The organism is Halomonas sp. SL18_1, from assembly GCF_055755715.1.
Map to the genome: position 1 here is coordinate 293,387 of NZ_JBVTRK010000001.1, position 18,962 is coordinate 312,348.

The 18,962-nt window shown below is 66.7% G+C and carries 17 protein-coding genes and 1 pseudogene; 7 read left to right on the plus strand and 11 right to left on the minus strand.

What is annotated here, in order from left to right:
- Nucleotides 1–16: 16 nt before the first annotated feature.
- The 5 genes from benB to ACSJDS_RS01535 form a co-directional block, all read right to left on the minus strand.
- A complete protein-coding gene (gene benB / locus ACSJDS_RS01515) occupies nt 17–505 on the minus strand; it encodes a benzoate 1,2-dioxygenase small subunit (protein WP_473031826.1) in 489 nt (162 codons plus the stop codon).
- Nucleotides 506–536: 31 nt separating this feature from the next.
- Nucleotides 537–1,904 (minus strand): Rieske 2Fe-2S domain-containing protein, encoded by a 1,368-nt coding sequence (locus tag ACSJDS_RS01520; protein ID WP_473031827.1) that lies wholly within the window; start codon nt 1,902–1,904, stop codon nt 537–539.
- Nucleotides 1,905–2,159: 255 nt separating this feature from the next.
- Nucleotides 2,160–3,134, minus strand: coding sequence for a catechol 1,2-dioxygenase (catA, locus tag ACSJDS_RS01525; protein WP_473031828.1), 975 nt, complete (start codon nt 3,132–3,134; stop codon nt 2,160–2,162).
- Between the two features lie 70 nt (nt 3,135–3,204).
- On the minus strand, nt 3,205–3,495 hold the full coding sequence (gene catC / locus ACSJDS_RS01530) for a muconolactone Delta-isomerase (protein ID WP_473031829.1): 291 nt from the start codon (nt 3,493–3,495) through the stop codon (nt 3,205–3,207).
- Between the two features lie 32 nt (nt 3,496–3,527).
- Nucleotides 3,528–4,646, minus strand: coding sequence for a muconate cycloisomerase family protein (locus tag ACSJDS_RS01535; RefSeq protein ID WP_473031830.1), 1,119 nt, complete (start codon nt 4,644–4,646; stop codon nt 3,528–3,530).
- 104 nt (nt 4,647–4,750) lie between these two features.
- On the opposite strand from ACSJDS_RS01535, the gene ACSJDS_RS01540 reads away from it, so the two are divergent.
- Nucleotides 4,751–5,653 carry a LysR family transcriptional regulator gene (locus ACSJDS_RS01540; RefSeq protein ID WP_473031831.1) on the plus strand — a complete coding sequence of 301 codons (903 nt, stop codon included), beginning with the start codon at nt 4,751–4,753 and terminating at the stop codon, nt 5,651–5,653.
- 189 nt (nt 5,654–5,842) lie between these two features.
- On the opposite strand, the pseudogene ACSJDS_RS01545 reads toward ACSJDS_RS01540, so the two are convergent.
- The 3 genes and pseudogenes from ACSJDS_RS01545 to ACSJDS_RS01555 form a co-directional block, all read right to left on the minus strand.
- Nucleotides 5,843–6,672 (minus strand): annotated as a pseudogene (locus tag ACSJDS_RS01545) (3-oxoadipate:acetyl-CoA acetyltransferase).
- 93 nt (nt 6,673–6,765) lie between these two features.
- Nucleotides 6,766–7,035 (minus strand): alpha/beta fold hydrolase, encoded by a 270-nt coding sequence (locus tag ACSJDS_RS01550; RefSeq protein WP_473031832.1) that lies wholly within the window; start codon nt 7,033–7,035, stop codon nt 6,766–6,768.
- 20 nt (nt 7,036–7,055) lie between these two features.
- Nucleotides 7,056–7,715 (minus strand): alpha/beta fold hydrolase, encoded by a 660-nt coding sequence (locus tag ACSJDS_RS01555; protein WP_473031833.1) that lies wholly within the window; start codon nt 7,713–7,715, stop codon nt 7,056–7,058.
- 364 nt (nt 7,716–8,079) lie between these two features.
- Between ACSJDS_RS01555 and ACSJDS_RS01560 the strand changes: the two genes are divergently transcribed.
- A complete protein-coding gene (locus tag ACSJDS_RS01560) occupies nt 8,080–8,865 on the plus strand; it encodes an IclR family transcriptional regulator domain-containing protein (protein ID WP_473031834.1) in 786 nt (261 codons plus the stop codon).
- 29 nt (nt 8,866–8,894) lie between these two features.
- On the opposite strand, the gene ACSJDS_RS01565 is transcribed toward ACSJDS_RS01560, so the two are convergent.
- Nucleotides 8,895–9,788: a LysR family transcriptional regulator gene (locus ACSJDS_RS01565; RefSeq protein ID WP_473031835.1), complete on the minus strand. Its 894-nt coding sequence runs from the start codon at nt 9,786–9,788 to the stop codon at nt 8,895–8,897.
- Between the two features lie 161 nt (nt 9,789–9,949).
- Between ACSJDS_RS01565 and ACSJDS_RS01570 the strand changes: the two genes are divergently transcribed.
- The 3 genes from ACSJDS_RS01570 to ACSJDS_RS01580 are packed head-to-tail and all read left to right on the plus strand — an operon-like array spanning nt 9,950 to nt 12,934.
- Nucleotides 9,950–10,162, plus strand: coding sequence for a hypothetical protein (locus tag ACSJDS_RS01570; protein ID WP_473031836.1), 213 nt, complete (start codon nt 9,950–9,952; stop codon nt 10,160–10,162).
- Nucleotides 10,155–11,612 (plus strand): sodium:solute symporter family protein, encoded by a 1,458-nt coding sequence (locus tag ACSJDS_RS01575; RefSeq protein WP_473031837.1) that lies wholly within the window; start codon nt 10,155–10,157, stop codon nt 11,610–11,612. The genes ACSJDS_RS01570 and ACSJDS_RS01575 overlap by 8 nt, the downstream gene beginning before the upstream one ends.
- 17 nt (nt 11,613–11,629) lie before the next feature.
- Nucleotides 11,630–12,934: an amidohydrolase gene (locus ACSJDS_RS01580; protein WP_473031838.1), complete on the plus strand. Its 1,305-nt coding sequence runs from the start codon at nt 11,630–11,632 to the stop codon at nt 12,932–12,934.
- Between the two features lie 114 nt (nt 12,935–13,048).
- Here the strand turns inward: ACSJDS_RS01580 and gcvT are convergent, their stop codons facing one another.
- Nucleotides 13,049–14,164: a glycine cleavage system aminomethyltransferase GcvT gene (gcvT, locus tag ACSJDS_RS01585; RefSeq protein ID WP_473031839.1), complete on the minus strand. Its 1,116-nt coding sequence runs from the start codon at nt 14,162–14,164 to the stop codon at nt 13,049–13,051.
- A gap of 258 nt (nt 14,165–14,422) precedes the next feature.
- A complete protein-coding gene (locus ACSJDS_RS01590) occupies nt 14,423–15,154 on the minus strand; it encodes a sulfite exporter TauE/SafE family protein (RefSeq protein ID WP_473031840.1) in 732 nt (243 codons plus the stop codon).
- Between the two features lie 393 nt (nt 15,155–15,547).
- On the opposite strand from ACSJDS_RS01590, the gene ACSJDS_RS01595 reads away from it, so the two are divergent.
- Nucleotides 15,548–16,222: an SWIM zinc finger family protein gene (locus ACSJDS_RS01595; RefSeq protein ID WP_473031841.1), complete on the plus strand. Its 675-nt coding sequence runs from the start codon at nt 15,548–15,550 to the stop codon at nt 16,220–16,222.
- A 64-nt stretch (nt 16,223–16,286) separates the two neighbouring features.
- Nucleotides 16,287–18,848, plus strand: coding sequence for a DEAD/DEAH box helicase (locus tag ACSJDS_RS01600; protein WP_473031842.1), 2,562 nt, complete (start codon nt 16,287–16,289; stop codon nt 18,846–18,848).
- Nucleotides 18,849–18,962: the final 114 nt, after the last annotated feature.

Below are 18,962 nucleotides of genomic sequence, written 5' to 3' on the forward strand. Positions count from 1 at the left end.
ACCGGGCCGTCGACGATCAGATGTGGTAGACGTCGATGACCTGGTGGATATAGTCGTTGTTGAGTTGCACTACCTTGCGGGTGATCAGCGGGCGCTCGCCGGACACGTCCAGGGTGTAGAAGGAGCTCCCGAAGAAGCTGCGGGTCTCCTTGTAGCGGTGCACCAGCGTCTGCCAGTTGAAGCGCAACTCCACCTTGTCGCCCGCCTCCTCGAGCACCTCGATATTGGTGATCTGGTGGGTGGTGCGCGGCTCCGGCGTGCTCGCCCCGCTGCGCTCGGTCTTGATCCGATAGACCCGGTCCTCCAGCCCCTCGCGGCTGGGGTAGTAGATCAGCGATATCTCGCTGTGCGGGTCCTGGGTCAGCCGGTCGTCGTCGTCCCAGGCCGGCATCCAGAACTCCACTTCCTTGTGGTAGCAGGTCAGCCACTCGTCCCACTCGCGGTCGTCGAGCAGCCGCGCCTCGCGGTACAGAAAGGCCTGGATCTCGTGATAGCTAAGGCTCATGTCGTGTCTCCCCTTCTCGGTACGGCCTGACTCAGGCGCTCTGGGTGGCGATAAACTGGCTGCGTTCCTTCTCGATGGCGCGCAGCATCTCCTCGACCCAGTGCTTGTGGTGCAGCACGTAGAGGCCTTCGTCCTCGGGGGAGGCACCGCTCAAGAGCGGCTTCATGCCGATCGCCTGGGCGTTCTCGTCGGCGCCCTGGATCCACTGCTTGGCACCGCGGGAGAGATCGTTCCACTCCGCCAGCTCACCGTGATAGCCCTCTTGGCAGGCGCGGAACTCTTCCAGGTCGTCCGGCGTGCCCATGCCCGAGACGTTGAAGAAGTCCTCGTACTGACGGATGCGGATGCGGCGGCTCTCGGCCGACTCGCCCTTGGGCGCGAAGCAGTAGATGGTCACTTCGCTCTTGTCGACGTCGATGGGGCGGATCACCCGGATCTGGGTGGAGAACTGATCCATCAGGTAGACGTTGGGGTAGAGGCAGAGGTTACGGGTCTGGTTGACGATGGAGTCGGCCCGCGCTTCGCCCAGCTCCTTCTCGATCCACGCCTTGTTCTGGTAGACCGGGCGCACCTCGGGGTTGAGCAGCCGGGTCCACAGCAGCATGTGACCGTTCTCATAGGAGTAGAAGCCGCCCTGGCTCTTCGACCAGCCGTCGGCGTCCACCGCCTTGGTGCCGCCGGCGTCGTAGTTGCGGCGGTCCATGGTGGAGGCGTAGTTCCAGTGCACGGTGCTGACGTGGTAGCCGTCGGCGCCGTTCTCGGCCCCCAGCTTCCAGTTGCCGTTGAAGGTGTAGGAGGAGGTGCCGCGCAGGATCTCCAGGCCTTCCGGCGCCTGGTCGACGATATTGTCGATGATCTTCTTGGTTTCCCCGAGATAGTCGTCCAGCGGCATTACATCGGCGTTGAGGCTGCCGAACAGGAAGCCCTTGTAGCTCTCGAAGCGCGGCACCCGCTTGAGGTCGTGGGACCCCTCCTGCTTGAAGCCGTCCGGGTAGGCGCCGAGCTTCTCGTTCTTGGCCTTGAGCAGCTTGCCGTCGTTCTTGAAGGTCCAGCCGTGGAAGGGGCAGGTGAAGGTGCCCTTGTTGCCTTGCTTGCGGCGGCACAGGGTGGCGCCACGGTGGGCACAGGCGTTGATCAGGGCGTGCAGCTCGCCGGCCTTGTCGCGGGTGATGATCACCGGCTGGCGGCCCATGGTCACGGTGAAGTAGTCGCCCGGCTCGGCGATCTGGCTCTCGTGGGCCAGGAACAGCCAGTTGCCTTCGAAGACGTGCTTCATCTCGAGTTCGAAGAACTCGCGGTCGGTGAACATGCTGCGGTGGCAGCGGAAGATGCCGGCCTCGGCGTCGTCGACGACGGCGCCGCGCACGCGCTTCTCGAGTTGATCAAGCTTGCTGGTCATGGAGTCATCCTCTTTATCTTGTCGTGACCGCTTGGGGCTGATCCGGCGGCGGGCCTGACGCCTCTTCGGCCCCGCCTCCGGCGCTCCTGAATGGTGGTCGACTCCCACCGCTCGGTGCTTTTCCGGCGGCGGGCCGTTGAGGAGGCGCTGTGAATCCCTCCCTGGACGCTACATTCGACATCCCTGTCGAATGACCTCCTCTTCGGCCCGCCCCGGCGCCCCTCGCGGTAAGTCAGAGTCGGAGTCAGGAGCCGATCAGACCTTGGCGGTACCGGCCAGCTGGCTGTGCCGGTCCTGCTCGTCTTCCTTAGCCCGCGGGCGGGCGTGGCGGCTCTGCAGCTCGGCCTTGTCGGTCTTGGCCAGCTCGATGTCGAACACCACCTCGGAGAAGGGGCCCTCCAGCTCGCGCTTGGCGATCTCGTCGGCATCCTCGATGCGCTCGGCCGGCACCACCAGCTCCTCGCGGGTGGCGAAGGCGAAGTCGTCGAAGGTGTAGGGGTCGCCGGCCAGGTTGATCTGAGTGGTCAGGTGCTGGTGCCCCGGTGCGGAGATGAAGTAGTGGATGTGTGCCGGGCGCTCGCCATGGCGGCCCAGGGACTTCAGTACCACGTCGGTGGGAGCGCCTTCCGGCACGCCGTAGCCGGAGGGAATGATGCTGCGCGCGGCATAGCGCCCTTCGCTATCGGCGTAGATGGTGCGGCGCATGTTGTACTCGCTCTGGGTCGGGTCGAAGAACGAGTAGCCGCCCTTGGAGTTGCAGTGCCAGATCTCGACCTTGGCGCCGGGGATGGGGTTGCCGTCCAGGTCGCGCACCTGGCCGGTCAGCCACATCACCTCGGCCTCAGGGTCGCTGCCATCGTCCATGCGCGCGAAGCCTTCGGCCTCCGGGGCGCCGGCCACGTAGAGCGGGCCCTCGATGGTGCGCGGGGTGCCACCTAGGCGCTTGGCTTCGGCGTCGGCGGCGTCCTGGCGCATGTCCAGGTAGTGGTCGAAGCCCAGCCCCGGCGAGAGCAGCGCGAACTGGGTGTCGCGGCCCAGGGCGTTGAGCAGGCTGACGGCGGACCAGTACTCCTCCTCGCTGACGTCGAAGTCGTCGATCAGCCTGTAGAGGTCGGAGAGCAGGCGGTGCATGATCTGCTTGGCGCGCTCGTTGCCGCCCTCCTGGTCGAAGCCGGCGACGGCCTTCAGGAAGTCCTGCACTTCGGGGGTATCGAAAATCTTCACGGTCATGGCGGTTTCCTCTTGGATTTCTCTTTGTTCACCCGTCCGGTGACGGGCTCTGGCGTGCTTCATCCGTGACTCAGGTGTCGTCCTCGCGGATGGAGGACGGGTGGCGACACAGCGGCTTGACGCTGATCTCCATGTAGGGGAAGAGGGGCAGATGACCAACCAGCTCCTGCAGCTCGGCGTTGTCCTCGACGTCGAAGATGCTGACGTTCGAGTAGCTGCCGGCCACGCGCCACAGGTGGCGCCACTTGCCGGCGCGCTGCAGCTCCTGGGCGTAGGCCTTCTCGGTGGCCTTGATCTCGGCGGCCTGCTCGGCCGGCATCTCCGGCGGCAGCTTGACGGTCATTTCCACGTGAAACAGCATCGCTCTCTCCTCCTCAGTCTGTAAGCGCTCGCTTACTGGCGCGAATACCGGGCCAGCTTGGCTTCATTCAGGGTGATGCCAAGGCCCGGGCCGGATGGCAGGGCCACTCCAAAGTCGTGGTACTCGAGCGGCGTCTCGACGATGTCGTCCTGGAGCAGCAGCGGACCGAACATCTCGGTGCCCCAGGCCATCTCGGGCAGGGTCGCCCAGGCGTGCAGGGAGGCGGCGGTGCCGATGGTGCCCTCCAGCAGGGTGCCGCCGTAGAGGCCGATGCCCGCGGCCTGGGCCACGTGGGCCAGCTCCAGCACGCCGCCCAGGCCACCGGACTTGGCGATCTTCAGGGCGAAGGCGCCGCTGAAGCCGCCGGCCGCCAGGTCGAAGCCGTCGCGGGCGTCCTGCACCGCCTCGTCGGCGAGCATCGGCACCTCGAAGCGGTTGGCCAGGCGGATCAGGCCGGCGTGCTCGCGGGCCGGGATGGCCTGCTCGATCAGTGCGATGCCGGCCTCCTGCAGGGCGGCGATGCCGCGCACCGCGGTGGCTTCGTCCCACGCCTGATTGACGTCGACGCGGACGCTGGCCCGCTCGCCCAGGGCCTCCTTGATGGCGGCCACGTGGCGCACGTCGCGATCCACCGGGTTGGCGCCGATCTTGAGCTTGAAATCGCGGTGGCGCTGCTGCTCCAGACGCAGCAGCGCCTCATCGATATCCTTGGCGGTATCGCCGCTGGCCAGGGTCCAGAGCACCGGCAGGTGCTCCTGACGGGCGCCGCCCAGCAGCTCGGCCACGCTGAGGCCCAGGCGCTTGCCCTGGGCATCGAGCAGGGCCGTCTCCAGCGCCGACTTGGCGATCATGTTGCCGCGGGTGTGGCGTGCCAGCCGGGCGCGCAGGGCGTTGAGATTGTCGGCCGGCTGGCCGATCAGCAGCGGCGCCAGGTAGCTGTCGATATTGCGCTTGATGCTCTCGGGGCTCTCGGGGCCGTAGGCCAGGCCACCGATGGTGGTGCCCTCGCCCAGGCCCTCGATGCCGTCGCTGTGACGCATGCGCACGATGACCATGGTCTGGCAGGCCATGGTGGTCATGGAGAGCTTGTGGGGACGGATGGTCGGCAGGTCGACCAGCAGCGTCTCGATGGTGTCGATCAGGGGTGTCATGGCGGTTCCCAATCCAGATGTTTCGATGATTGGGAAGCAGTGTGATTGCAGCGGAAAAGCGGAACCAATATTGTTTAGGTGTCCCGCCATACCCTGGAGGTATCATGGAGCTGCGCCATCTGAGGTACTTCTGCGTGGTGGCCGAGGAGCTCAACCTGACCTGTGCGGCCGAGAAGCTGCATATGTCGCAGCCGCCTTTATCCAGACAGATCAAGCAATTGGAGCAGGAAGTGGGCGCCGAGCTGTTCGAGCGAGGGCCCCGCGGCCTGCGCCTGACCCCTACCGGGCTGTTCTTCCAGCAGCATGCGCTGCAGATACTGGAGAAGGTGGACGCCACGGTGGCGGCCACCCGGCGCATGGCCCGTAGCAAGCGCGTGCTGTTCAGCATCGGCTTCGTGCCCTCGGTGTTCTACGGGCAGCTGCCGCTGCTGGTGCGTGACTTACGACAAAAGGATAATGTCGAGCTGAGTCTGGCCGAGCTGACCACGGTGCAGCAGATCCAGGCCCTCAAGGCGGGGCGCATCGACATGGGCTTCGGCCGCCTGCGCATCGACGACCCGGAAGTGGAGCAGGAGGTACTCTTCGACGAGCCGATCATGGCCGCGGTGCCCTGCGGCCACCCCCTGGAGGGCACCACCCCCACCCTCGAGGCGCTGGCCCGCTACCCGCTGATTCTTTTCCCCGCCAAGCCCCGCCCCAGCATGGCCGACATCATGCTGGGCCTGTTCCGCCGCCAGGGGCTCAAGGTGGAAGTGGTGCAGGAGGCCAACGAGCTGCAGACGGCGCTGGGCCTGGTGGCCTCGGAGATCGGTATCAGCCTAGTACCGGAGCAGGTCAAGCGCGTGCGACGCGACGGCGTGAGCTTCGTCTACCTCGCCGACAAGCGCCTGACGTCGCCGGTGCTGTGCAGCCGACGCCGCGGCGAGACGCCCTCGCCGATCATGCGGGAGGCCAACGCCATCCTCGAGGTACTGGTGGAGAACCGCCGCAGCGGGCGCTATCCCTGAGGATGCCTGCCAGGCTGGATGGACGGCGGCTCGGTGGGGAGGCGTCTCACCAATCGCAGGCGAGGGGCAGGCGGTCAAGGGTGTCCAGGCCCAGCCGGGATGCCGGCAGCTGTTTACCGCGAGCTGATCGCAACATAACAAACGCCGCCTCCAATGGCTGGAGGCGGCGTGGATAGTCCCATAAAGAGCTCAGACGGCCTTGAGGCCGAGGATCTCACGAGCCTGCTGCCAGCTGGCCACCGGACGCTCGTACTTCTCGCACAGGGCCGCGGTGCGCTCGACCAGGGCCGCGTTGGAGGGGGCCAGGGTGTCGCGGTCGAGGCGCACGTTGTCCTCGATGCCGGTACGGGTGTGGCCACCGGCGGCGATGGACCACTCGTTGAGCATCAGCTGGTTGGGCCGACCCCAGCACCGCACCACTGGGCATCCGGGGCCAGGCGCTTGAGGGTCTCGATGTAGACGTCGAAGGTCGGCTTGTCGGCGGGCATGGCATTTTTCACGCCCATCACGAACTGGACGTAGAGCGGCGCCTTGAGCTTGCCCTGCTTGGAGAGCGCTACCGCCTGGTGGATGTGCGACAGGTCGAAGGCCTCGATCTCGGGCTTGATGTCGTACTTGAGCATCTCCTCGGCCAGCCAGTTCACCAGCTGAGGCGAATTCTCGTAGACGCGGGTGGGAAAGTTGTTGGAGCCCACCGACAGGCTCGCCATGTCGGGCTTGAGCGGCAGCATGCCGCCGCGCTCCTCGCCGGCACCGGAACGGCCCCCGGTGGAGAGCTGGATGATCATGCCCGGACAGTACTTCTGCAGGCCTTCCATCAGGCGAGCGAACTTCTCGGGATCCGAGCTCGGCGTCTGGTCGTCGTTGCGCACATGGCAGTGGGCGATGGTCGCCCCGGCCTCGAAGGCCGCCTGGGTGCTCTCGACCTGCTCCTCGATGGTGATGGGAACGGCCGGGTTGTTTTCCTTACGGGGCAGGCTGCCGGTAATGGCAACGCAGATAATGCAGGGGTTGGACATGGTGACCTCGCTTCGCACCGACGCTTCGCATCGGTGCGGCTGTTCGAGTGGGGGAGATGTCGTTGTATGTGCGCTCGTGGCAACGGGGGCAGCTCAGCCCTCTTGGATCGCGGCCAACAGCTTCTCGGCGAAGAGGCCGGGCACCTCCACGGCGGGCACGTGGCCGACACCCTCGAGGATCTCCAGAGAAGCGCCGTCGAGCTCGGCGGCCAGGGCCTCGAGGGTCGCCGGCGGGGTAGCCAGGTCCACGCTGCCGCCCAGCAGCTGCACCTTCACCGGCTTGCTGGCGAGCTTGCCGGTAAAGGCGTGGCGGCCCAGCATCTCGCAGAGCCTGGCGTAGGAGTCGTCGTCGCCGCGGCCCATCTGGGTGCACCAGCCCGCCTTCAGGGCCGGCTCGGCCTCGATCCGGGCCGGGCGAACCAGCGCGGCACGATCTCCTCGGCCATCGCCGCTAGGCCCTCCTGGCGCACGCGCCCGGCGCGGGTGGTCCACAGCTCCTCGGTGCCGATCACCGCCCCGGTGTTGGTCAGGGTGGCAGAGAGCAGGCGCTCGGCGTGCTCGGCTAGCAGCTGCTGGCCCACCACCCCGCCGATGGAGGTGCCGACGAAGTGAAAGCGCTCGGCACCGGCGTGATCGGCCAAGGCCAGGACCTCAGTAGCCAGGTCGGCCGGCGTGATGGGGGCCTCGCCCCAAGCCTGGCTGGCGCCGTGGCCGGGCAGGTCCCAGGCCAGCACCCGGTATCGCGGCAGCAGCGCCGGCAGCAGGTCGTCCCACACCGCCTGGGTCATGCCCAGCGGATGGGCCAGTACCACCAGGGGGTTGGCCTCGGCGCCTAGCAGGCGGTAGGCGACGCAGCGCCCCTCGATGTTCAGAAATGCCATAGGACCTCCGTTACACCATTCGATCAGGGTGGCGCCCCCCTGGCGGATCACCTCGTGACCCGCGGCGAAGGGAACCAGGTGGGTGAAGCCCTCCATGGCCACGGTGGCGCCGTCGTGGACGTAGCGCGCCACCGCGTCATGCAGGCTCAGGAACTCGGCCATGGGATCTTCTCCTGGTGGCCGTTCCTATTGTTCGAATAACGAACAATAATATGTTATGCGAACAAATTACTCCCGATCCCGGCCGACGTCAAATCCCGGATTCCAGGCATGCCAAAGGGAGGCCAGGCCTCCCATTGCGATGCAGCGGATAATGTCTTGGTGTTTCGGTCGGTTGCCGAGGAAGCGGGCCGGGGTAGGCGGAGCCAGAATGGGCGATGGCCACTACCAAGGTATAAGATAAGATCTCTGCACTACGGCTTTTCGCTCGCAGGTATACGCACCCATATTCGCTATGCGAACATTGTGCTAGGATGGAGGGAAAGCGCCCGAGTCACCACATCCAGTTACAAGCGACGCATCGGACATGACCGAAGAGAAAGACGTACTCAGCCCCGACGATCGGGACTTCGTCACCGCCCTGGCCAGCGGGCTGGAGGTGATCCTGGCCTTCGATGAGGCCCACCCACGCATGACCCTGAGCGAGGTGGCTCAACGTACCGGGATGAACCGAGCCAAGGCGCGTCGGTTCCTGCTCACCCTGCATGCCCTGGGCTATGTGCGCAAGCAGCAGCGCGTCTTCGAGCTGGCCCCGCGGGTGCTGCAGCTCGGCTATGCGTTCCTCTCCGCCAACGACTACCGCAGCGTGATCCAGCAGGTGCTGGAAGAGATCACCGACACCTGCGGCGAATCCTCTTCGCTCGGGGTGCTGGACGGCGACGATGTCATCTATGTGGCCCGCTCCTCCTCTCGCCACCGGCTGATGGCGATCACTCTCTCGGTGGGCACCCGCCTGCCGGCCGCCTACACCTCCATGGGGCGGGTGCTGCTGGCCCAGCTGACCGACGACGAACTGGATGCCTGGCTCGATCGGGTGGAGCTGAAACCGCATACCGACAAGAGCATCGTCAAAAAAGCCGAGCTACGCAGGTGCATCATGGCAGTGCGCCAGCAGGGATACGCCGTTGCCGACCAGGAGCTCGACTCCGGCCTGCGCTCCATTGCCGTGCCGGCCTTCGACACTCATAGCAAGCTGCTGGGCGCCATCAACATCAGCACCAATGCCGCCCGGGTCGGCATGGACACGCTGCTGAAGGAGCACCTGCCCCTGCTGCAGGAGAAGGCACGCCTCATTCGCAGCAGCATCGGCTGAACCGGACCGCATCACCCAGCCCCCTGCGACTATCCGCCGAAACAGCTGCCCACCAGGTCGACCAGATTGGCCAGCGCCGGGGAGTCGTTGCCCGACCGCCAGGCCATCCACAGCGGCATGTCGCAGGCGTCGAGCTCCGCCAGGCGCAGGAAGCGAATGCCCGGCATGGGGTGGTGGCCGCTGGCGGCGGGGACGATGGCCACCCCCAGCCCGGCGGCCACCATGCTGAGGATGGTGATGTTGTCGGCGCCATACTGCACCACGCGGGGCTCGAAGTTCAGGTGCGCCAGGTGCGCTACGACCCGGTCGTAGTAGACCGGCGAGATGCTGCGGTGTCCCCAGACGAACTCCGCCTGGGCAAGGTCAGCCAGGCGGCGGGGCGGCGATCTCGCCCACGGCGATGACGCCGGCACCGCCAGCATCAGGTGGTCATGCTGCAGCAGACGCGTCTCCAGCCCCGGCTGCTCACCGCTGTCCAGGTAGAGGATGCCGGCATCCAGGGTATCCTCGCGCAGACGCTCGAGCTGGGGGCCGGAGAGCAGCGGAAAGACCTCGAAGCCGACCTGGGGATAGCAGGCCCGATAGCGGCCCAGCAGGTCTGCCACCTCCGGCACCCACAGATGGGCCACGGTAATGCCCAGGCTGAGCTTGCCGGTCAGGCCGCTGCCCAGCGCCGAGAGCCGCGCCCGGATCCGGGTGCGGGCATCGAGCAGCGGCACCGCTTCCTCGAAGAGGGCCTTGCCGGCGACCGTCAGGCGCACGCCGCGAGCATGCCGATCCAGCAGCCGGGTGCCCAGGTCCTCCTCCAGCAGCCGAATCTGCCGAGTCAGCGCCGGCTGGGCGACATGCACCCGGCGGCTAGCGGCGGAGATCGAACCGGTCTCCACCACCGCGACGAAATAGCTGAGCTGGCGAAACTCCATGCAGGCGCCCCCTTGGGAGATGCGGGTTCCCTCCGGACACTAGCCATACCATGTCAGCATGGCAACCATCCAAAACCTATATTTTTGCTATCTTTTGCGCTGTTCCATAGTGAGGAGACAACCCATAACAAGTCTCGCCCTGTGCGAGCTGGACTCTCCCCATGACCAAGACCTACCACCTGCTGACGGGGCTGCACTTCGCGCTGTGCACCCTGGCCATGATCTGGCCCGGCGCCCTGATCGCCAACCGTATCGAGCCCACCGTGCTGGGCCTCCCTTTCCTGTTCTTCTGGTACATCCTGTGGATGCTGGTGCTGTTCGCCGGCATGTGGGTGGCCTACGTGATCCGTCACGGAGGTGGCCGCCATGACTGATTCGCTGATCGTCGTCGGTATTACCCTCACCTACCTCCTCGGCGTGCTCTGGGTGGGTCTGCGCGCTCGCGGCCAGCAGAGTTCGAGCCTCGAGGGCTACGTGGCCGGCGGACGCCACGTGGGCGTGGTGATCCTGTTCTTCATCCTCGGCGCCGAGATCTTCTCGGCCTTCGCCTTCTTGGGTGCACCCGGCTGGAGCTACCAGCACGGCGCGCCGGCCTTCTACATCCTCGCCTACCTGTCGCTGGTGCCGATCACCATCTGGGCCATGGGCCCGCGGGTCGCCGAGCTGGGCCGCCAGAAGGGCTACCTGACCCAGGGCGACATGATCGCCGACCACTACCAGAGCAAGCCGCTGGGAATCCTGGCCGGGGTGATCGGGGTGCTGGCCCTGGTGCCTGACCTGACCATCCAGATCGCCGGGGCGGGGCTGCTGTTCCAGGCGGCCACCGACGGCCTGATCCCCTTCTGGCTGGGCGCCCTGCTGGCCTTCGTGGTGGTGGCCGCCTACGTCTTCTGCAGCGGCCTGAACGGCATCGGCTGGACCAACCTGATCCAGGGCATCATGATGATCGCCATCGCCTGGTTCCTGGGCCTGTCGATCTCCGAGCGCCTCTACGGCGGGGTCGGCGAGATGTTCAGCCAGATCCAGCTGACCATGCCCGAATACCTGACCCTGCCCGGGGCCACCGGCATGAACTGGGGCTACTTCAGCACCGCGGTACTGGTCAGCGCCTTCGGCGGCGCCATGTGGCCGCACCTGTTCATGAAGTTCTACTCCGCCGACAGCGGCAAGACGCTGCGCAAGGTCAGCGTCTTCTACCCGCTCTACGCCTACCTGCTGGTGCCGCTGCTGTTCATCGGCTTCGCCGGTATCCTGGTGTTTGCCGATGACCCGCTGGCGCGCGCCGATACCGTGCTGCTGCGCATGGTCATGGACGTGGCCAACTTCTCGCCCTGGGTGGTCGGCCTGATGCTCTCCGGGGCGCTGGCGGCGGCCATGTCCACCGGCGCCAACCTGGCCCATACCGCCGCCATCGTGCTGGTGCGCGACGTGGCCGGCCCCACCCTGATGAAGGGGGCCAGCGAGAAGGCCGTGGTCAGCGCCACCCGCTGGAGCGTGCTCGGTCTGTCGCTGATCGCCTACCTCTTCGCCCTGGCCAATCCCGCCTCGCTGGTGCTGCTGCTGCTCGGCGCCTACGGCCTGATCGTCCAGCTCTTCCCGATGGTGCTCGGCGCACTCTTCCTGCCGCAGCTGCGTCGCGCCAGCGTCATGGCCGGCGCCCTGGTGGGCAGCCTCGCCTACCTGCTGATGGAGTTCGTCTGGAGCTCGCCGCTGGGCTGGCACGCCGGCATCTGGGCCATGCTGCTCAACGTCGGCGTGGTGGCGGCCTGGCAGTGGCTCGGCAAGCCCGCCCTGGCGGCTCCGACCCCGCAACGCACCCAATAAGCGCCATGGAGACCATGATGACAACCCCATCCCCGACGCTGGACCTCAAGGGCGCCATCGGCGCCCAGGTAGACGCGACCCTCGAGGAGATCCAGGCGCTCTACCGCCAGCTGCACCAGACTCCCGAGCTGCCCTTCCAGGAACACAGGACCAGCGCACGACTCGCCAAGGCCCTGGAGGGGCACGGCTATGAGGTGACCCGCGGCGTCGGCGGCACCGGCGTGGTGGCCCTGCTGCGCAACGGCGAGGGCCCCACGGTGATGCTGCGCGGCGACATGGACGCCCTGCCGATCGAGGAGGCGACCGGCCTCGACTTCGCCAGCCGCGAGACCGCCATCGCCGAGGATGGCCACGAGGTGCCGCTGATGCACGCCTGCGGCCATGATCTGCACAGCAGCTGCGTGGTGGGCGCCGCCGCGGCGATGGTCGCACTGAGGGAGAACTGGCAAGGCACCCTGATGCTGGTCTGCCAGCCCGCCGAGGAGATCTTCGGCGGGGCCAGGGCGATGCTCGAGGACGGCCTCTATGAGCGCTTCGCCCGCCCCGACGTGATCCTCGGTCAGCACAATATGCCGGCCCTGGCCGGCAGCGTCGGGCATATCGCCGGCGGCGCCATGGCCGCCTGCACCAACCTGGCGGTGACCATCCACGGCGCCGGGGGCCACGGCTCCATGCCCGCCCAGGCGGTGGACCCGGTGGTGATCGCCGCCCACGTGGTGACCCGCCTGCAGAGCATCGTCGCCCGGGAGGTGCCGCCGGAGGAGACCGTGGTGGTCACGGTCGGCAAGCTTGCCGCCGGCACCCAGGCCAACATCATCCCCCACTCGGCGGAGCTGGAGATCAACGTGCGCAGCTTCGACAACGCCCTGCACCGCCAGGTGGTGGAGAGCATCGAGCGCATCGTGCGCGCCGAATGCGAGGCGGGACGCTCGCCCAGGCCCCCCGAGTTCCGGGTGCTCAACGAGACCATCGCCCTGCACAACGACCCCGTGGCGGTGGCGCAGGTGCGCCGCGCCCACGCCGAGCACTTCGGCGAGGCGAGCCTCTATGCAATGCCGCGGCTCAACGGCAGCGAGGACTTTCCCTACTTCGGCAACGCTGAGGCGGGGGGCTTCGGCGGCAAGGACATCCCCTGCGTGTACTGGTTCATCGGCGCCACGCCGGCCGAACGCTGGGCCGATACGCCCGGCCAGGGGGTTGCCGAGAAGATGCGCCAGCTGGAGATGCCGCATTCGCCCTACTATTTCCCCGGCAACGACGTGACCCTGCGCACCGGCATCGAGGCCATGGCGGCAGGAGCGCTGGCCTACCTGGCCCGCTGATCCACGCTCTCCAAACCATTATGGCAGCAAGGCGGGCGCCTTCTGGCGCCCGCCTTGCGGTTTGTTGCCGGATGCCGCGGCCAGCCCGCAACCGGAGTCAGCCGGGGCTCAGCGTCATTTTCCCCGATAGTAGCCCGGCGTGACGAAGGGCATCTTGCTGACCACCATCGGCAGGCGCTTGCCGCGGACCTCGGCATACACCCGAGTGCCGATCTCGGCGTGGGCGACCGGCACATAGCCCATGGCGACCGGCTTGCCGAGCGTCGGCCCGAAGCCGCCGGAGGTGACCATGCCGATCAGATGGCCCGCCTCATCGTAGAGCTCGGCACCCTCCCGCACCGGGGCACGGCCTTCGCCCAGCAGGCCGACCCGCTTGCGGCTGTGATCCTTGACCTCCACCTGGTGCAGGATCAGGTCGGCGCCGGGGAAGCGGCCGGGACGCGGGCCGGCGTGCCGGCGCGGCTTGCCGATGGCCCAGATCAGGCCGCCCTCGACGGGGGTGGTGCCGGTATTCAGGTCATGGCCATAGAGACAGAGCCCGGCCTCCAGGCGCAGCGAGTCGCGCGCCCCCAGGCCGATCGGCGCCACTTCCGGCTCCGCCAGCAGGCGCCGTGCCAGCGCCTCGGCTTGGTCGGCGGCGACCGACATCTCGAAGCCATCCTCGCCGGTATAGCCGCTGCGGCTGATCCACACCTCGGCGCCGTCGAGGTGGAACCGACCGTGCTGCATGAAGACCAGCTCGCAGGCCGCGGGGCAGAGCCGTGCCATCACCTCGGCGGCCTTGGGCCCCTGCAGGGCCAGCAGCCCACGGTCCAGCACCTCGATCTCGTGACCCTCGGCAAGATGCGCGCGCAGGTGGGCGATGTCCTGCGCCTGGCAGGCGGCATTGACCACCAGATAGAGGCAGTCGCCGGCGTTGACCACCATCAGGTCATCGAGAATCCCGCCATCCTCGTTGGTGAACAGGGCATAGCGCTGCATGCCCTCCGGCAGGCCGACGATGTCGGCCGGCACCAGGCGCTCCAGCGCCTCGGCCGGCGCGGGCCCGCGCAGCAGCAGCTGGCCCATGTGCGACACATCGAACAGACCGCAGGCCGCACGGGTGTGCTCGTGCTCCTGCTTGACGCCCGCCGGGTACTGGACGGGCATCTCGTAACCGGCGAAGGGCACCATCTTGGCGCCCTGGGCGACATGAAGGTCAAACAGCGGGGTGCGTTTCAGTTGGCTCATCGAGGCGGCCTCTGCTTGCGGATGTCGGGGGACGGGCCAGTGGTTGGCCAAGCGGCGGCGTCAAGACGCCGGGCCGGACCCGGAGCCCCAGACTAGCCCATGTTTCCTATAAGAAACAACAGAAACGCATCGGAAATCCCCTTCCCCGCTTCCAGGCCGCCACACGGCACCATTCCGATATAGAGAGGGCATGGCCAGGGACAATGCCACCGAAAACGGGAAATGGATTTCTTATCGGAAACACGGCGGCACGAAACGCTAGCCGATCACGAAGGCCTCGATCAGGATCTTCATGGCAATCACGAACAGCAGCGCCATGATCGCCCTGTCGAACCAGCGCCGCGACAGCCGGCGCCCCAGACGCGCGCCCAGAGGCATGGCCGCCGCGATCACCCCCAGCGCCAGGAGGCTGACCGCCGCCAGGGGCCAGGTGAGCAGGCCAGCCGTCAGCATCGCCGGAATCTGCACCACGGTGATCGCAGCGAAGAAGGTCGAGATCGAGCCGATATAGACCCGGCGGTCGAGCTGCATGGCGTTGAGAAAGGAGACCGACACCGGCGCCGACATGCCTGCGGCCCCCTGCAGCAGCCCCCCAAGCCCGCCCAGGGGCAGCACCAGGCGCCGGGCGATGGCGTAGGGCAGCGCGCGAGCGCCGTTGAGCCAGCGCATCGCCAGATAGAGCAGGATGCAGCCCGCCACCACCACCGACAGGGTCTCCTTGTCGACCACCACCAGCGCCCAGGTGCCCACGGCCACCCCCAGGCCACCGCTGAGCGAGAAGGCCAGCAGAAAGTCGCGGGGCAGCAAGTGGCGGCGATAGTGCCACACCTGCCAGGCGTTACTGATGAGATTGGGCGCCAGCAGCACGGCAATCGCCACCTGGACGTCGTAGAGCATGGTCAGGACGGGCACGACGATCACCGGCACGCCCGACCCGATCGCGCCCTTGATGATTCCCGCCAGCGCCAGGGTCACGAGGGCGATCAGCATGGTGCCATCCGTATCGAAAAAGGGTCGCAGGAGTATACACCCTGAAGGCCCGAGGACTTGGGACGCACCTGGCTCCGCCACATCGGCCCACGAAATCAAAGAGATCCCCTTGATCGCTGGGCAGCAATCAGAGCGAGATACCGTGTATCGTGCCACTGGCTGGTTGCGGAGGGCGTCGGGGTTCGCTCCAATACCAACCTTGCCCTCAATCCTGGAGGAATCAGCTTGCCAGATGTCCATCTCGCAGATACTGCCCTAGCGCTCTACCACACCCTGGATACTACCCACTGGCAGCGAAGTTTCGATGCACGTTCACTGTCGCGTGGGCTGGCCTATGCACGCCAGGGCAAGGTGTGCGAAGGCTCCCGCCTAGAGCGCCAGGGAGAACTGCTGGTGCTGCGGGCCCAGGTGAATGGCAGCGGGCGCAGCCGCTACCTCACGAGCGTTGCCGTGGATCCCTACAGCCCGGACATGGGGGTTGTCAGCGACTGCAGCTGCCCGGTGGGGCGCCAGTGCAAGCATGCAGCGGCGGTGATCCGCAGTTTTCTCGACGACATGGAGGCCAAAGGCATGGCGGCCCAGGACGATACGGCCTCGCTCAAGCAACGTTGGGAATCATGGCTGGCCGAGCTCGAGGCGCCATCCGGGGCCAGCATGGCGGCCGAACAACTGGAAGAGGATTACCGCCTGGCGTTGTTCCTCGATATTGATCCGAACCCCCGCTCGCCGACGCTCAAGGTGTCACCAGTGTGGATGCGGCCCAGCAAGCAGCGCAGTCGCGGCAACGGCTGGGTCAAGCCTCGACCCATTATGGTGAGGCGCGGCGGCAGTCTCTTGCCTAAGCCGCCGCAAGGGCTGGCACCCGATCAGGAAGAAGCCCTGGAGCTGCTGATGCTCGGCGAGCAGCGCCGTCAGCTCGCCGGGGGTACGAGCAATATTGGAGCCTGGTTACCCACACCTTTCAGGCGCGAGCGCTCTGGTCGCTGCTGGAGAGTGATTCACCGCCGCTACTCTTCCACCCCAAGCAGACGGGTGCCATGCTCGATCCGGGCCCGGCCTGTCGTCTGACACTCGCCTGGGAGCCGGATACCGATGGCCATCAGCACCTGCGGGCGGATGCTGAGCCGGCTGGGTGATCTCCCATGAGGCCGCTATCGTGCGCGCCGGCACCGAGCTTTGCTATCTCGACAGCAAAAATGGTCGCTTTGGGCGCCTGGAGGGAGACGCCGACCTTCTGATGCGCCTGCGACGAGCGCCGTCGCTGCCCCCGGAGATGAGCGACTGGCTCACCGAACGCATGCATCAGGCGCCGGCCCTTGCCAAGCGGCTGCCAACTCCCCAAGCGGTAGAGGCACGCACTCTGGAAGGGCTGATCCCGCAACTCAAGATCACCATGCGGATAGGTTCCGGGCAACTGGGCTACCGCGACGGCGCCATGGTGCCTCGCTGGGTCGAGGTGGGCGCGGCAGTGGTAGGCTTCGACTACGATGGCATCGAGGTGCCACCGGAAGAGGGCAAGAGCGCTCAGGTCTTCCGGGACGGGCAGCGCCTCACCGTGATGCGCGACTCCGAGGCGGAAATAGCACTGGTGCGGTCATTACCGTCCGGTGTGGTGCCCTTGGAGTATTTGCAGCAGATCGAGGCAGTACCCGCCCATCTCGATCTTCCTGAATGGTCGCTGCTGCTGCCCCTCGAGGGCACACTACCGACCACTGCCGCCGAGTGGGCGACCCACCTGGCCGGCCCCGATGGCTGGTGGGAGATGATCGCTCGGCTTCGCGAGGCCGGTTGCCTGGTCGAGTTCGATGATGAGTTCCCCGAGGAGCCGATCTACGTAGAGCCGGATGACTGGTACGGCGAGCTGGAGCCGGCCGGCAACGGCTGGTTCGACCTAGCGCTGGATATCGAGGTGGAAGGCGAGCGGCTCAACCTGCTGCCGATCCTGCGCCGCCTGTTCAAGGATCCCCGGTTCCCGCTAGAACCCACCGACGATGAGGCAGAAAACGCCACCTGGACGCTGACCCTGCCCGAAAACCGCCGCCTGGTGATGCCGCTTGCACGGCTGCGATCCCTGATGGCACCCATCCTCGACTGGCTCAATGACGAGAGCGACTCGGAGGCAGCCGTGCGCCTGCCGCTGACCGCAGCCGAGAAGGTGGCACCACTAGCCGAGCACGAGCGCTGGGCGGGGCGTGAGGATGTGACTGACCTGGCTCGGCGCCTACGCACACTGCCTGCCAGCCTGCCGTCGCCCCCCGGGTTTACCGGCGAGTTGCGCGACTATCAGGCCCGCGGCATCGCCTGGATGCGCTTTCTCTCGGAGCTGGGCACTGGCGGTATCCTGGCCGACGACATGGGCCTTGGCAAGACAGTACAGGTGCTGGCACATCTGCTCGATGAGCGTGCCCGCGGGGTGCTGGACCGACCGACCCTGGTGGTAGCCCCCACCAGCCTGGTAGGCAACTGGTGCAGCGAAGCAGCTCGCTTCGCCCCCGAACTCGAGGTGGTGGCCCTGCAAGGCGGCAAGGCCCAGCGCGAGCGTCAATTCGAGAAAATGCTGCCCACTGCCGACCTGGCGGTGACCACCTATGCGCTGCTGATCCGCGACCTGGAGCGTCTACGCGAGCACGACTTCGGCTTGCTGGTGCTCGATGAGGCCCAGGCGATCAAGAACGCTGCCAGCCAGACCGCCCGCGCAGTGCGCGAGCTCAAGATCGGGCGCGCCATCGCCATGACTGGCACGCCCTTGGAGAACCACTTGGGTGAGCTGTGGGCCCAACTCGACGCCGTGGCCCCGGGGGCGCTGGGTAGCCAGCAGTGGTTCGGCCAGCGCTTTCGTACCCCCATCGAGAAGGAGGGCGACCTTGCGCTGCGCCAGCGCCTTTCCCGGCGCATCGCCCCGCTGATGCTTCGCCGCACCAAGCAGCAGGTGCTGACGGAACTGCCAGAGAAGACCGAAGTCAGCCGTGAGGTCACCCTGAGCGGCGCCCAGCGCGAGCTCTATGAGAGCCTGCGCCTGGCCCAGCACCAGCGGGTCCAGCAGGCGGTGGCCGAGCGCGGCCTGGCCGGCTCCGGCATCGTCATGCTCGATGCGCTGCTCAAGCTACGTCAGGTGTGCTGCGACCCACGGCTGGTCAAGCTGGAGAGTGTGCGCAAGGTGAAACGATCCGCCAAGCTGGAACAGCTTAGCGAGCTGGTGCCGCCCCTGGTGGAGGAGGGGCGGCGTATCCTGATCTTCTCCCAGTTCACCGAAATGCTAGGGCTGATCGGTCAGACTCTGGAGAAAGACGGCATCCCCTTCACGACCCTGACCGGCGACACACCGGGCAAGACCCGCACCCAGCGGGTCACACTATTCCAGCAGGGCGAGATTCCGGTGTTCCTGATCAGCCTCAAGGCCGGCGGCACGGGGCTCAACCTCACCGCCGCGGATACCGTGATCCACTACGACCCTTGGTGGAACCCGGCGGTAGAGGCCCAAGCGACCGGCCGCGCCCACCGCATGGGCCAGCAGAACCCGGTATTCGTCTACAAACTGGTGTGTGCAGGTACCGTGGAGGAGCGCATCCTGAGCCTGCAGGCACGCAAGGCGGACCTTGCGTCATCGATTCTCGAAGGCGGAGCCGAGCACAAGACCGAAGGTCCTCTGTTCGATGAGGATGACCTCGCTCTGCTCTTCGCGCCGGTAGCTTAGGGGTGCGCACCTGGCGGCCGATCAGCAGCCAGTCCCGATTGAGGATCGCGACATCCTGCATGATCTGCTCTTCCAGCAGCCCCTCGTCGGCAAGCCCTGCGGGGCGCAGCTTGC